This is a genomic window from Streptomyces aurantiacus JA 4570, assembly GCF_000414115.1.
Lineage (GTDB): Bacteria > Actinomycetota > Actinomycetes > Streptomycetales > Streptomycetaceae > Streptomyces > Streptomyces aurantiacus_A.
In genome coordinates this window covers 40,755-52,811 of sequence record NZ_AOPZ01000519.1, presented here as the reverse complement: position 1 = coordinate 52,811, position 12,057 = coordinate 40,755, and the positions used below count along the sequence as shown (strand labels likewise).

The following is a 12,057-nucleotide window of genomic DNA, read 5'->3' as shown; positions in this document are numbered from 1 at the left end:
CGGGCTGCGGGCTGCGGGCTTGGCAGGATAGGTGGGCTTCTCGTCATTGCGGACATCCGTGGGGGGTCCAAGAATCGTGAGTCATGGACAACGCCTACGAAGACGACTTCGACGGATACGACGAACTGCCCTTTCCCAAGGGCGACTTGGCCGCACGGGCGATGCGCTACGCCCGCTCCCTGGAGTCCCCCGCGCTCTTCAACCACAGCCTGCGCACCTACCTCTACGGCCGGTACCTCGGCGAACAGGACGGAGTGCTGCCCGACCGCGACTACGACGACGAGTTGCTCTTCCTCGGCTGCGTGCTGCACGACGCGGGGCTCAGCGCCGAGGGCGACCGGCACCAGCGTTTCGAGGTCGACGGCGCCGACGTCGCCGCCGAGTTCCTCACCCGCGAGGGCGTGTCGGCCGACCGCGTGGAGGTGGTCTGGGACGCCATCGCGCTGCACTCCACGGACAGCATCGCCCTGCGCAAACGCCCCGAGATCGCGCTGGTGAGCGCCGGAGCCCGGTTGGACGTCGCGGGCAGCGCGAAGGAACTTCCGGCCGGGTACGCCGACCGTGTGCACGCGGTGCTTCCCCGCCTGCACACGGCCGCCGCGCTGCGTGACGCGATCCTCGGCCAGGCGCTCGCCAAGCCCGGCAAGGCGCCGCTGTTCACCCTCCCCGGCGAGCTGGTGCGCCAGCGGACGGGGGCGAACTGGCCGCTGTGGGAGCAGGTCACGCAGGCTCCCGGCTGGGGCGACTACGAGGGCTACGAACCGGCCTGACCCTCGTCCCGCCGGTCCACGTCCCGTACATCGAGATCCCGTACGAGGTCGATGGCCCGGCCCAGCGTGGTGAGGCGGGCGTCGAGGGTGTCACCGGCCGGATAGAAGCGGACCGTGGTGACCCCCGCCGCCCGCCACACCCGCAGCCGTTCGCGCACCATGTCCTCGGTGCCGATGAGCGTCGTCGCGAGGACCATCTCGTCGCTGACCAGCCGTGCCGCGCCGTCCCGGTCGCCCGCCTGCCAGCGCTCGCGCACGGCCGCGGCGACATCGGCCCAGCCCTGGCGGCTGTACGCGTCGTTGTAGAAGTTGGTGGACGCAGAGCCCATGCCGCCGAGGCTGAAGGCGAGTTCCTTCTTGCGCCAGGCGACCATGGCGCGCAGGGCGTCCTCGTCCTCGGCGAACGCCACCTCGGCGCCCTGGCAGATGTCGAGTTCCGTCCGCTTCCGGCCCGCTTCGGCGAGTCCGGCGTCCAGGTGGTCGAAGTAGGCCGCCCGGGCGCCTTCGGGGACGAAGCTGGTGCCGAGCCAGCCGTCGGCGACGCGGCCGGTCAGGCGGAGCATGCGGGGTGAGAGCGTGGCCAGGTAGACGGGCAGATCGTGTTCGGCGCGCGTCGCCAGACGCATCGGCCTGGCCTCGCCGCCCGGCAGCGGAATGGTGAACTCCCGTCCCTCGTAAGCGATTTTCTCGCCGGTCGCCGCCTGCCGCACGATCTCGACGGTCTCCCGCATGCGCGCCAGGGGACGGTCGAAGGGAACCCCGTGCAGCCCTTCGACGACCTGCGGCCCGGACGGGCCGAGACCGAGCAGGAACCGGCCGCCGGAGATGTTGGACAGCGTGATCGCCGTGCGGGCGATGGCGACGGGGGTGCGGGTGGCGAGCTGGATGATGCCGGAGCCGAGCAGCATGCGCTCGGTCCGGGCCGCCAAGTAGCCGAGCGGGGAAGGCGCTTCGGCGCCCCACGCCTCGGCGACCCAGCAGATGTCCATGCCGAGCTTCTCGGCCTCGGTGACGTAGGCGACGGTGTCCTGCCAGTCGCCGCCGGACGCCTCGATGGTGGTGGCGGTACGCATCAGGCGTCACGCTCCGAACCGGTGACGGTGTCGGCGTCGGCACCGGTGACGGCGTCGGCACCAGCACCAGACTCGGCACCAGATTCGGCGAGCGCCTTGATGGCCTCGACCGTCGCGCTCATCCCCAGCTCCAGCTCCCGCATCCGCACGAAGACGATCTTCTGTTCCTTCTCCGGCATCCGCTCGATCGCGAGCGAGACCCCGGACCGGGCCGGGCCCATCCGCATCCAGTGCGTCAGCTCGGTGCCGCCGTCGCGCTCGCGCAGGCTGAACCGCCAGGTGGCGCTGGGGTGTTCGGGGTCGGTCACCGCCCACCCGAAGACCCGCGGCGCCTCGCACTCGACCACGTGGGACACCGTGGTCCACTCGCCGAACGCCTCGTGCTCGTTGTGCCCGGCGAAGCACGCCCCGCGCGCGGGGGCGACGGCTCCGTCCAGCCACTCCACGGCCTGCAACTCGCCGCTGCGCTCCGGCATTCGCGCGATGTCGCTCGCGAAGGCCCACACCCGCTGGGGCGGCGCGTCGATCCAGATGCGTACCTCGACGCTCGGCCCTTCCGCGTAACGTACCCCTGTCCACTCCATGACCAGCAGAGTTGCTCAACAGGACTGAGGTGTCAAGGAGTTGCCCCACCGGGCACCCCTAAGGTCTGCTTATCTGCGTGATCACGCCGCGGTGAAATCCCTGCAACGGAGCTGCGAAGCACGTACCGGACCCCGTCGGCCCCTCGTTGGCCCGTACATGGAGACCATCGAGGATTCCGATCAGGCCCCGCCCACAGGAGCCGAACTGTTCGGCGCCTACTGGCTCGACAGTCCCGTCACGACGGGAGGCGAATGCCGCTTGTGCGAGACCCTCGCGGACGTCTCGCCGGCGGAATGCCCACGAGCACGGAGCGTGGGTGGGTGGACGCGCGGGTTGATGCTCGCCCTGGCCGTGGCGTGCGTCGTCGCGGCCGCGGCGTCGGAAACGGTGTTGTGATCGCGAGACCGTGTCCGGCGCCGGCCGTCAGGGCTGGGCGAACCGCCTGCGCACCTCCGCCCGTTCGGCGAGGCGGGGCGGGAAGCCCGGGCCCATACTAGGGCGGGTGTCCTCGGACGTCATCGGCTGTTTGCAGTGCGCGCACACCACCTCGGCGGTGCTTTCGTGGCCGCACGGCTCGTGCCGGAAGACGACCGGTGCGCCGTCGTCGCCGCTGAGCCAGCGGTTGCCCCAGCTGTTCATGGCCGCGAGGACGCCGAAGAAGTCGCGGCCCTTCTCGGTGAGTACGTAGTCGTGGCGCACCGGTTCGCTCTGGTACGGGCGCTTCTCCATCAGGCCCTCGTCGACGAGGCGCCGCAAGCGGTCGGCGAGGGTGTTGCGCGCGATGCCGAGCTCCTGCTGGAACGTATCGAACCGCGTGACTCCGTAGAAGGCTTCGCGCAGCACGAGCGGCGTCCACCAGTCGCCGAGCAGATCCATGGTGCGCGCGATGGAACAGGGCCAGTTGGCAAAAGATGTCCGCCTCATGGGGTCAGCATAAGAAGGGTTCGCGCACGCGTACGCCCTCCGGCGCCCACCGGCCGTCCCCCGTGCACCCTGCTGTGCCCCGCGCCGGGCTCAACCAGTACGTGCTCGGCCTCGGGACTGTGTCGGCGCAAAAGGGACGCGTGCATCACTCCTCCCAGGGAACTCGTACGTCACTCTGACGCGCCGACGTCACACGGCTCCCACGCGCACATACGGCCGTAACGTCCGCTGCGCAACATGAAGAAGTACCGCAACCCGCTGGGGCCGACGGCCGACCAGCAGTTCGCCAAGTACGGGAGCTGGGCGGCCGTGATCGAGGCGGCGACACGCAGCAGCGCCGCCGTCGACCAGGAGCTCGGACTGGAGCGCCGCAACTGATGCCTGCCATACGGAAACCCTCCGCACCGCCGTCGGCGGTCGTGCTGCAGGACTACGACCGGCACGGCCGTGTCTGGTCGCTGGAGACCGCGACGGGCCTGCTCACGCCCGGGTCCGGCCGCTGCCACGGGTTCGTCCATCTCACGGACGCCTCCCGTCGCGGCGACGCCCCCGTCGCGGCCGCCCTGTACGCCGAGGGCGGGGACACGACGACGCTCTGGCTGCAGTACGGGCCGCGGTGGTGGGACTGTTCCTCGGTCGCCGTGCGGCAGGCGTCCGAACCGGACGGGAACCGGCTGTTCACGGTCTTCGGGGCGCGCGGCCCGGAGCTGGAACTGCGGTATCCGGCGCCGGATCCCGGGCCCTTCGACGCGACGTACGACTGGATCGACACCGTCGCGGACGACTTCTTCCTGTGGGCCGCCGAGCGTCTCGCCGACGACGCCGAGGACGCCCGGCGGGCCCTGACGGAGCACTTCGGCGCGGGCTTTCTGCCCGCGTGAGGGCAGCACGGCGACATCGGCGGGCAGAGACGCCTACAGGTAGAACCGCGTGAAGCCTCGCAGGATTTCGCGGCCGTCGGTCCGGTATTCCAGATGGGCCTGGGAGCCCACGAGCCGGCCGTCGTCGGAGCGGATGAACTCCACCGGCGCGTGCTCGGAGCGGCCGATGACGCGGAAGCCCCGCGGAGCCCGCCGCAGGTACAGGGTGTGCCGCTGGAACAGCGTCACCGTCGGCCGCACATGGGCGAAGAGCGGCTCTTCCGTGTCGACCTGCACCTCGCTGCGGCCGACCCGCTGGGGCCCCTGGGAGAGGCTGCCACCCCCGGCGACCGCGAGGATCTGCATCCCGCCGCAGATTCCGAGGACGGGGACGTCGGCGGTCATGACGAGGTCGATGAGCGACCCGTAGTGCTCCCGGTCGTGGGCGCGCACCTTGGTGCCGCTCAGCACGATGGCCTGGTAGCGGCCCTGGAGCCGGGACGGCACCGAGGCCGTGTCCACCGTGTCGGTGCGGGACCCCAAGTCCTCCAGGCGTCCGCGCAGTTGCGGTAACGACAGTGTTCCGTTGTCGACGACCAGAACGCGGGGACGGAGCACGTGTTTGCTCCTCAGGCTCGTGTGACGACAGTTCCAGCGTGGGTGGTGAGCAGGGCCGTGACGGGCGCGTTGCCGATGACGACCCGTTCCACGCCTCGTTCCAGGGCCTCGCACGCGGCCCGCAGCTTCTTGCGCATTCCGCCCGTGGCGACCTTGTTGCGCCAGGTGATCGCGGTCTCCTCGGTGATCGAGTGGACAGGCTGTCCGTCGGCGATCAGGTGGGAGACGTCGGTGACAAGTACCAGATCAGCGGCGCCGACTGCTCCGGCGACAGCGGCGGCGGCGCGGTCGGCGTCGGTGTTCACCTCCTGGCCGGCCGTGTTGCGTGCCAACGGTGTCACCAGAGGCACGTGTCCCGGCCGGGTGTGGTCCAGCCGTGCCGTGTTCACGCTGGTGGGCGGGCCGACCAGGTTCTCCAGCTCGACGAGCTGCCTGCCTCGCCACCACAGGCGCTCGCCGGGGCCCGCGCTGATCAGCCCGTCGCTGCCGAGCAGCCACTCCGCGGTGACATCGCGCTGTCGGAGCTGCGCGAGGACTTCCCGGCTCACCGCTGAGCTGACGGTCTTGATGTCGTCGATGACCTCGGGCGTGGTCCAGCGGCTCTGGTTGCCGTACCGGTCCCGCAGCATCGCTGATGGCCGGCGGTGGCAGGGGTGGAGCCGCTGGAGGGGGCGGGACCAGCCGTGGAGGAGGATCAGTGGCCGTTCCCGTCCGTGCCGGGCCAGATCGTCCCACCAGGAGGCGTCGAGCAGGTCGAGGCAGCTGCCGCCGAGCTTGACCACGGCCACAGGCGGCTGGTGCGGCCTCGCATTCGGCGGCTGGCGCGGTGTCGCACTCACGCGGGCATCACCGGCTGCATCGTCAGACCGGTCTCCTCGGGCAGCCCGAACCGTCGGTTCGCGGCCTGTACGGCTTGGCCCGCGGCGCCCTTGACGAGGTTGTCGAGGGCCGAGAGGACGACGATGCGGCCACCGTCCTCGTCGACCAGGGCGGTCACGTCACAGAAGTTGGAGCCGAGCACCGCCTGCGGGTCGGGCACCGGGATCCGCGTCTCGGTGTGCCGCCGTACCCGGACGAACGGGTGCCCCTTGTAGAAACGCAGATAGGCCCGCTGCAGCTCACGTCGGCCGACGGCCCGGTCGGTGAACACGTAGAGACTGGCGAGCAGGCCCCGCACGGTGGGGACGCCGTACGCGGACATGCTCATGGAGGAGATCGAGCCGGGTCGAGTCCGCTGCAGGAAGTCGGTGACCTCCGCGGCGTGCCGGTGACCGGTCGGGGCGTACGGCGTGATGGCGCCGCTGCGCAACGGATGCAGGCCGCTGGTGCGCGGCCGCAGACCGCTGCCGCTGGACCCGCCCTTGGCGTCCACGAGCACCCTGTCCGCGTGCAGGCCCATGCCGAGGATGAGGGGTGCCAGGCCCAGGGTGATCGCGGTCGCGTAGCAGCCGGGGAGCGAGATCAGCGCGGCGTCCGTCATCTGATCGCCGACCAGTTCCGGCACCCCGTACACGAAGCGGTCCACGAGGGCCGCGCGGCGCTCCACCTTCGGATACCAGCGATCGTGGACATGCTGGGTGCGGATGCGGAAGGCGGCGCTGAGGTCGATGACGGCCGGGACCCGGTCCGCGAGCAGGGCGGCGAGCTCCGCGGAGACCGGCGCCGGGGTGGCGAGAAAGGCCACGTCGAGCCGGGCGGCGGTGTTCTCGGTGACGTGCCGCACGGTCAGGGCGGAGTCGATGCGCAGGCCGGGGTGGAGTTCGCCGGGACGCATGCCGACGCTGGAGGAGCCGCCGAGGAAGGTCAGCTCCAGGTCGGGGTGTTGCGTGAGCAGCCTGATGAGTTCGCCCCCGGCGAGTCCGGAAGCGCCGATGACTCCCGCACGGATCATGCGAGGACCTCCCGGACGTGGCGGGCGATGGCCGAAGGGATGTCCGCGCCGGTCGCCGAGGCCAGCGCCCGGAAGCCCGGGGCGTGATTGACCTCGTTGACCACATAGCCGTCGGGGGTGCGGAAGAGATCGACCCCATGGATTCCGGGCCCCAGTTCGGACACCACACCGTTGAGGATCTTGCGCAGATCCGGGTCGTGCGCCACGGCTCGGGTCCGGTTGCCCAGCGCCGCGTTGGTTCGCCAGTCGGTGCCGTCCCCGGCGAATTCGACAGCGCCGACCAATTCGTCCCCCACGACCAGACAGCGCGTCGACGTGTCGCCCAGGTACGGCTCCACCAGGCATGCCTGCTCGAAGGCGTGCCCGAGATCCTCGACGTAGTCGTAGAGGGACGGGGCGGTGTCGGCGTGCCGGATCAGGGTGACGCGCCTGCCCATGCCGCCGAAGACGGGCTTGAGGACCAGGGGCGGTCGCAGTTCGCGCAAGCAGCGCTCGAAGTCCCTGCGGGAGAGCACAAGCCGGAAGTCCGGGACGGGAATGCCCGCGGTGCGCAGCACGGTCCGCAGAGCCGCCTTGTTCTGGCAGATGTGGATCGCGCGGGCGGTGTTCAGCACCCGGATCCCGGTGGCCTCGGCGAGCGTGGCGATGAGCCCGCCGCGGGTGTAGCTGCGGCTGCGCACCAGCAGTGCGTCGTAGCCTGCGAGCGACGGCGCGTCCGGTGGGCCCAGGCACATCGACTCGTCGTTGACCCACTCCAGATGGAGGCCGAACTCCGGGGCCACAGCGATCAGCTGCCGTTCCTCCCAGCCGATCCGGTCCGCGACGACGGCGACCGTCCGCCTCATGTCACTGGCCCCAGTCGCGCAGCTGGGTCTCGACCATGTGCAGGGTGATGCGGCCGTCGGACACGTCCTCGACGCGGAGTGTGAGCATGCACTCGGGGCAGGCGAGGGTCTCTCCCTTTCCCATCGTCGGCACGGTCAGGTCCGTCTCGCACTCGGGGCAGGTGCCGGCGAGCGTGTCGGTCGTCATGAGAGGTCTCCCTTGGTCGTGGCGGGGTTCACGCGGGCGGGAAGACGGCGGCGGCCGCGCGGATCGCGTCCCGGTCGAGCAGCGGGTTGCCGTCTCGTTCCTGCCGTTCGATGAGCCAGGAGGTGAAGGCTTCGATGTCCACGCGGCTGCCCGAGCCGGCCAGCGCCCAGGAGACCAGGGCAGGGGTGAGGCGGCTGCGTACGCGCAATCGGCGGGTGTTGCCGACGAGTTCGGCGGGCAGTGTCTCGTACGCCTCCGGGTGGCTGAGCTGGCCCGCCAACTCGTAGGCGTACGAGTGCCGGGTGGCCGGCCCCGGCTGAAAGGCGTCGCCGAGGCCGGAGCTCTTCAGCGCGAGGCGGGAGAGCTCGGTGAGGTGGGTCAGGTCGAAACGAGTGTCGGCGTGCAGGACGCGCAGCGCGGTGAGCAGTTCGGCCAGGGGGGTGTTGCCGCCGCGCTCGCCGATGCCGCCGACGGTCGCGGAGACCCACCGGGCACCCGCGCGGACGGCGGCCAGCGAGTTGGCGACGGCCATGCCCAGCATGTTGTGGGAGTGGATCTCGATCTCGGAGCGGTCGATCGCCACGAGTTCCGCGATCGTCTCCTCCATCTGCCAGGGCGAGAGGCAGGGGACGGTCTCCGCGAGCCGGAAGCGGTCGGCTCCGGCCCGGAAGCCCGTCGTGACGTACGGGATGAGCCGCTCGGGGGGCGTTCGTGCGCCGTCCTCACCGCTGAAGGTGACGTGGAATCCGCGTTCCTTGGCCCGGGAGATCGCCGAACGGGCGTGCACTTGCAGGAACTTGAGGCTGGCGGAGCCGAGTTTCAGCTCGGCGTGCCGCTCGGAGGTGGGGATGGAGCACATGATGTGCCGTACGCCCAGTCGCTCGGCCTCCTTGAGGGCCGCGTCGACCTGCCGGCGGTCGCGCACGACGACGAGCGTCATGCTGCGCTCGGGGCCGACCGCCTCATGAGCGGCCAGGACGAGGTCCGCGTCCTTGGTTCCCGGGCCCGACACCATGCCCACCTCGACCAGTTCGACCCCGGTCCTGACCAGGAGGCCCGCGATGGCCGCGGCGTCCTTCGGGCCGAACTCGACGCCCGCCATGTGCGCGGAGTCCCGCAGCGTGGCGTCGGAAACACGAGGCGGCCTCGGCGGGCTCTCCGGCCTTTCTGCTGCCATTTTCCTCACCCCTCGTCTTTCTTCACCCCTCGTTTCGGACGGGCCTCAGTCCAGGTCCATGAAGGACTCCAGGCCCAGGGTCAGCCCGGGGACGGAACCGACCCGACGCACGCCGAGCAGGAAGCCGGGCGTGAAGCAGACGCGGTCCATGGAGTCGTGCCGAATCGTGAGGGTCTCGCCGGTGCCACCGAAAATGACCTCTTGGTGGGCCACGAGCCCGCGCGCCCGCACGGCGTGTACCGGCACCCCTTCGACGTCCGCGCCCCGAGCGCCGGCGAGGGCGGCCGTCGTGGCGTCCGGCTGCGCGGCCCTGCCTGCCTCACGGCGTGCCTCGGCGATGAGCCGGGCGGTGCGGACGGCGGCGCCGCTGGGGGCGTCGGCCTTGTCGGGGTGATGCATCTCGACGACCTCGACGGACTCGAACCAGCGCGCCGCGTACCGCGCGAGCCGCATGGTCAGCACCGCGCCGACGGAGAGGGGACCGACGAGCATGCCGGTCCGCGGTGAGGCGGCGAGCCAGCCTCTCAGCGTGTTCAGCCGCTCGTCGGTCCAGCCGGTGGTACCGACCACCCCGTGGATGCCGTTGCGTACGCAGAACTCCAGGTGGTCCATGACCGCGTCCGGATGCGTCAGCTCGACAGCGACCTGGACGCCTGCCCGGGTGAGGCTCTCCAGTCGGTCGGTGCGGCGCAGGGCCGCGACCAGTTCCAGGTCATCGACGGATTCAACGGCCTTGACCACCTCGCGGCCCATGCGTCCGGCCGCGCCGATCACTCCGACTCGGATGGCACTCATCCTGCCCCTCGTTCCTCCCGGCTGACGGGTCGATGCAGGGCTCAGTGGTCGCTACCAGAAAGCTGCCCATCGCCGGCTGAGATCATCCGGCGCCCGCTCGGGCAACGCGGCATCCGTCCCGTCGTTCCGTCACGGGGACTGCGGCAGGATCGCCCCCAGCAGGGCCCGCGCGCACAGGTCCCGCACCTGTGCGCGCGTCAGCTCCCGCTCCTCCAGCCACTCCAGGCAGACCGCGACCAGGAAGGCGAGCCAGCCGCGCACCGCCAGGCGCACGGCGGGCAGCTCGGCCGTCAGGGGCGCGGTCTCGGGGTCGGCGGCGAAGGCCGCGAGGATCTGCCGCTCCTGGGCGGCGAGGCCCTCGCGGTAGACCTCGCGGACCATGGGGTCCCCGGCCGCCTCCGCGCGGTGGAAGGCGCGGAAGCCCTGGGCATGGCCCTCCACGTACCCGAGAAAGGCGTCCAGGCCGGCGCCGAGCTGTTCGCGCACGGGCAGGCCCGGCTCGGCGGCCGTCAGGCGCAGCATGCGTTCGCTCTCGCGCCGTACGACCGCGGCGAAGAAGTCCCGTTTGGTCGGGAAGTAGTGGTACAGCAGCCCGCGGGAGACGCCCGCGATCTCGGCGACCCGCTCGACCCAGACGTCGTCGTAGGGGTTCTGCGCGAACAGCCGCGCCCCCACGGTCAGGAGCTGCTCCCTGCGCTCCTCGGTGCTGAGCCTGCGGCGCGTGCGCTCCTGCGGGTTCGCGGCCATGACGGCAGCTTACTTGACGTCGGTTCAACAACCGGACCAGACTGAAACCGCTATTGAATCGACGTACAACAGGCTCCAACGGGACCCGTGCACAAGGGAGATGGCGGCCATGGCGCAGACGACGCAGCCGACGGGAAGTGCCGAGCCGGGGCCCGGGGACCTGCCGAAGGGATTCCGCGGCGCGGAGGCCGGCTGGCCCCAGCTGCACCGCATACCGCACCCGCCGCGCCGTGTTCCGCTGGTCGGGGACGTGCTCGGCGTGCGTCTCCGCACCCCCGTGCAGGATTCGATGCGCATCGGCCGCCGCCTCGGGCCCGTCTTCCGCCGCAAGGCGTTCGGCAAGGAGATCGTCTTCGTCTGGGGCGCGCGGCTCGCGGGCGAACTGGCCGACGAGACGCGGTTCGCCAAGCACGTGGGGCTCGGCGTGGCCAATCTGCGGCCCGTCGCGGGCGACGGCCTGTTCACCGCGTACAACCACGAGCCCAACTGGCAGCTGGCGCACGACATCCTGGCGCCCGGGTTCAGCCGGGACGCGATGGCGGGCTATCACCCGCTGATGCTCGACGTGGCCGGGCAGCTCATGGCGCACTGGGACGGCGCGGCGGCCGCGGGGCGGGCCGTGGACGTGCCCGGCGACATGACGAAACTGACCCTGGAGACGATCGCCCGCACCGGATTCGGGCACGACTTCGGCTCCTTCCGGCGGGACCGGCCGCACCCCTTCGTCACGGCCATGGTCGGCACGCTCTCCCACGCCCAGCGCCGCAACGTCATGCCGCCCGCCCTCGCGCCGCTGCTGCTGCGCGGCGCCGAGCGGCGCAACGCCGCCGACATCGCGTATCTGAACCGGACCGTGGACGAGGTCGTCGCGGCCCGGCGGGCCGCGGACGCCTCGGGCGCCCGCGGCGACCTGCTCGACCGCATGCTGGACGTCGCCCACCCCGACACCGGCGAACGGCTGTCTCCGGAGAACATCCGCCGCCAGGTCATCACCTTCCTGGTGGCCGGTCATGAGACCACGTCGGGCGCCCTGTCGTTCGCGCTGCACTATCTGGCCCGCCACCCCGACGTGCTCACCCGCGCGCGGGAGGAGGTCGACCAGGTGTGGGGGCGGGCACAGACGCCCGGGTACGAGCAGGTGGCCAAGCTCCGTTACGTGCGCCGGGTGCTCGACGAGTCGCTGCGGCTGTGGCCCACCGCTCCGGCGTTCGCGCGCGAGGCCCGGCAGGACACGGTGCTCGGCGGGGTGCATCCGGTGCGGCGGGGCGCGTGGGCGCTGGTCCTGGCGGTGCTGCTGCACCGGGACCCGGAGGCGTGGGGGGCGCGGCCGGAGGAGTTCGACCCCGACCGGTTCGCGCCCGCCGCGGTGCGCGCCCGGCCGCCGCACGTCTTCAAGCCGTTCGGCACCGGCGCGCGGGCCTGCATCGGCCGTCAGTTCGCGCTGCACGAGGCGACGCTGGTGCTGGCGCTGTTGCTGCGCCGCTACGACCTGGTGCCGGAGCCCGGCTACCGGCTGCGGGTCGCCGAGCGGCTGACGCTCATGCCGGAGGGGCTGCGGCTGCGGCTGATACGCCGGTCCGGGTGA

Annotated in this window: 16 protein-coding genes; 5 read left to right on the top strand and 11 right to left on the bottom strand. The window is 71.4% G+C overall.

The genetic code is table 11. The features are described from left to right. The first annotated feature begins 83 nt into the window (after positions 1-83). On the top strand, positions 84-770 hold the full coding sequence (locus tag STRAU_RS36980) for an HD domain-containing protein (RefSeq protein WP_016645508.1): 687 nt from the start codon (positions 84-86) through the stop codon (positions 768-770). Here the strand turns inward: STRAU_RS36980 and STRAU_RS36975 are convergent. Further along, positions 755-1,843 (bottom strand): LLM class flavin-dependent oxidoreductase, encoded by a 1,089-nt coding sequence (locus STRAU_RS36975; RefSeq protein WP_016645507.1) that lies wholly within the window; start codon positions 1,841-1,843, stop codon positions 755-757. The two genes, STRAU_RS36980 and STRAU_RS36975, sit on opposite strands and share 16 nt — an antisense overlap. Beyond that, the gene (locus tag STRAU_RS36970; protein WP_016645506.1) at positions 1,843-2,427 is read right to left on the bottom strand and encodes an SRPBCC family protein; all 585 of its coding nucleotides are present in this window, start codon (positions 2,425-2,427) and stop codon (positions 1,843-1,845) included. The genes STRAU_RS36975 and STRAU_RS36970 overlap by 1 nt, the downstream gene beginning before the upstream one ends. Before the next feature lie 157 nt (positions 2,428-2,584). Here STRAU_RS36970 and STRAU_RS36965 point away from each other — a divergent pair, with 157 nt between their 5' ends. Further along, positions 2,585-2,824, top strand: a complete 240-nt coding sequence (locus STRAU_RS36965) for a hypothetical protein (protein WP_016645505.1) — start codon at positions 2,585-2,587, stop codon at positions 2,822-2,824. A 27-nt stretch (positions 2,825-2,851) separates the two neighbouring features. On the opposite strand, the gene STRAU_RS36960 is transcribed toward STRAU_RS36965, so the two are convergent. Next, complete coding sequence (locus STRAU_RS36960) at positions 2,852-3,352, bottom strand: winged helix-turn-helix transcriptional regulator (RefSeq protein WP_037664397.1); 501 nt, start codon at positions 3,350-3,352, stop codon at positions 2,852-2,854. Positions 3,353-3,589: 237 nt separating this feature from the next. On the opposite strand from STRAU_RS36960, the gene STRAU_RS42720 reads away from it, so the two are divergent. After that, positions 3,590-3,730, top strand: coding sequence for a hypothetical protein (locus STRAU_RS42720; RefSeq protein WP_016645502.1), 141 nt, complete (start codon positions 3,590-3,592; stop codon positions 3,728-3,730). Then, a complete protein-coding gene (locus STRAU_RS36955) occupies positions 3,730-4,233 on the top strand; it encodes a hypothetical protein (protein WP_158692210.1) in 504 nt (167 codons plus the stop codon). The genes STRAU_RS42720 and STRAU_RS36955 overlap by 1 nt, the downstream gene beginning before the upstream one ends. Before the next feature lie 33 nt (positions 4,234-4,266). Here STRAU_RS36955 and STRAU_RS36950 read toward each other — a convergent pair whose 3' ends face one another. The 8 genes from STRAU_RS36950 to STRAU_RS36915 form a co-directional block, all read right to left on the bottom strand. Beyond that, the gene (locus STRAU_RS36950; RefSeq protein ID WP_037664395.1) at positions 4,267-4,830 is read right to left on the bottom strand and encodes a type 1 glutamine amidotransferase; all 564 of its coding nucleotides are present in this window, start codon (positions 4,828-4,830) and stop codon (positions 4,267-4,269) included. A gap of 11 nt (positions 4,831-4,841) precedes the next feature. Further along, positions 4,842-5,618 carry an amino acid kinase family protein gene (locus STRAU_RS36945; RefSeq protein ID WP_016645500.1) on the bottom strand — a complete coding sequence of 259 codons (777 nt, stop codon included), beginning with the start codon at positions 5,616-5,618 and terminating at the stop codon, positions 4,842-4,844. Positions 5,619-5,665: 47 nt separating this feature from the next. Beyond that, the gene (argC, locus tag STRAU_RS36940) at positions 5,666-6,721 is read right to left on the bottom strand and encodes an N-acetyl-gamma-glutamyl-phosphate reductase (protein ID WP_016645499.1); all 1,056 of its coding nucleotides are present in this window, start codon (positions 6,719-6,721) and stop codon (positions 5,666-5,668) included. Beyond that, the gene (locus STRAU_RS36935) at positions 6,718-7,566 is read right to left on the bottom strand and encodes an ATP-grasp domain-containing protein (protein ID WP_016645498.1); all 849 of its coding nucleotides are present in this window, start codon (positions 7,564-7,566) and stop codon (positions 6,718-6,720) included. The genes argC and STRAU_RS36935 overlap by 4 nt, the downstream gene beginning before the upstream one ends. Position 7,567: 1 nt before the next feature. After that, entirely contained in the window at positions 7,568-7,753 is a 186-nt protein-coding gene (locus tag STRAU_RS36930; RefSeq protein ID WP_016645497.1) for a hypothetical protein, read from the bottom strand. 28 nt (positions 7,754-7,781) lie between these two features. Then, entirely contained in the window at positions 7,782-8,930 is a 1,149-nt protein-coding gene (locus STRAU_RS36925; protein ID WP_037664393.1) for an isopropylmalate synthase, read from the bottom strand. A gap of 45 nt (positions 8,931-8,975) precedes the next feature. Beyond that, positions 8,976-9,725, bottom strand: a complete 750-nt coding sequence (dapB, locus tag STRAU_RS36920) for a 4-hydroxy-tetrahydrodipicolinate reductase (protein ID WP_016645495.1) — start codon at positions 9,723-9,725, stop codon at positions 8,976-8,978. 129 nt (positions 9,726-9,854) lie between these two features. Further along, complete coding sequence (locus STRAU_RS36915) at positions 9,855-10,472, bottom strand: TetR/AcrR family transcriptional regulator (protein WP_016645494.1); 618 nt, start codon at positions 10,470-10,472, stop codon at positions 9,855-9,857. Between the two features lie 109 nt (positions 10,473-10,581). Between STRAU_RS36915 and STRAU_RS36910 the strand changes: the two genes are divergently transcribed. Then, the gene (locus STRAU_RS36910) at positions 10,582-12,057 is read left to right on the top strand and encodes a cytochrome P450 (RefSeq protein WP_037664392.1); all 1,476 of its coding nucleotides are present in this window, start codon (positions 10,582-10,584) and stop codon (positions 12,055-12,057) included.

Excerpts from the sequence above, each read along its gene's own strand:
- STRAU_RS36980 (WP_016645508.1), top strand. The coding sequence starts at position 84 with ATGGACAACGCCTACGAAGACGACTTCGACGGATACGACGAACTGCCC.
- STRAU_RS36975 (WP_016645507.1), bottom strand. The coding sequence starts at position 1,843 with ATGCGTACCGCCACCACCATCGAGGCGTCCGGCGGCGACTGGCAGGAC.
- STRAU_RS36970 (WP_016645506.1), bottom strand. The coding sequence starts at position 2,427 with ATGGAGTGGACAGGGGTACGTTACGCGGAAGGGCCGAGCGTCGAGGTA.
- STRAU_RS36965 (WP_016645505.1), top strand. The coding sequence starts at position 2,585 with ATGGAGACCATCGAGGATTCCGATCAGGCCCCGCCCACAGGAGCCGAA.
- STRAU_RS36960 (WP_037664397.1), bottom strand. The coding sequence starts at position 3,352 with ATGAGGCGGACATCTTTTGCCAACTGGCCCTGTTCCATCGCGCGCACC.
- STRAU_RS42720 (WP_016645502.1), top strand. The coding sequence starts at position 3,590 with ATGAAGAAGTACCGCAACCCGCTGGGGCCGACGGCCGACCAGCAGTTC.
- STRAU_RS36955 (WP_158692210.1), top strand. The coding sequence starts at position 3,730 with ATGCCTGCCATACGGAAACCCTCCGCACCGCCGTCGGCGGTCGTGCTG.
- argC (WP_016645499.1), bottom strand. The coding sequence starts at position 6,721 with ATGATCCGTGCGGGAGTCATCGGCGCTTCCGGACTCGCCGGGGGCGAA.
- STRAU_RS36935 (WP_016645498.1), bottom strand. The coding sequence starts at position 7,566 with ATGAGGCGGACGGTCGCCGTCGTCGCGGACCGGATCGGCTGGGAGGAA.
- STRAU_RS36930 (WP_016645497.1), bottom strand. The coding sequence starts at position 7,753 with ATGACGACCGACACGCTCGCCGGCACCTGCCCCGAGTGCGAGACGGAC.
- STRAU_RS36925 (WP_037664393.1), bottom strand. The coding sequence starts at position 8,930 with ATGGCAGCAGAAAGGCCGGAGAGCCCGCCGAGGCCGCCTCGTGTTTCC.
- dapB (WP_016645495.1), bottom strand. The coding sequence starts at position 9,725 with ATGAGTGCCATCCGAGTCGGAGTGATCGGCGCGGCCGGACGCATGGGC.
- STRAU_RS36915 (WP_016645494.1), bottom strand. The coding sequence starts at position 10,472 with ATGGCCGCGAACCCGCAGGAGCGCACGCGCCGCAGGCTCAGCACCGAG.
- STRAU_RS36910 (WP_037664392.1), top strand. The coding sequence starts at position 10,582 with ATGGCGCAGACGACGCAGCCGACGGGAAGTGCCGAGCCGGGGCCCGGG.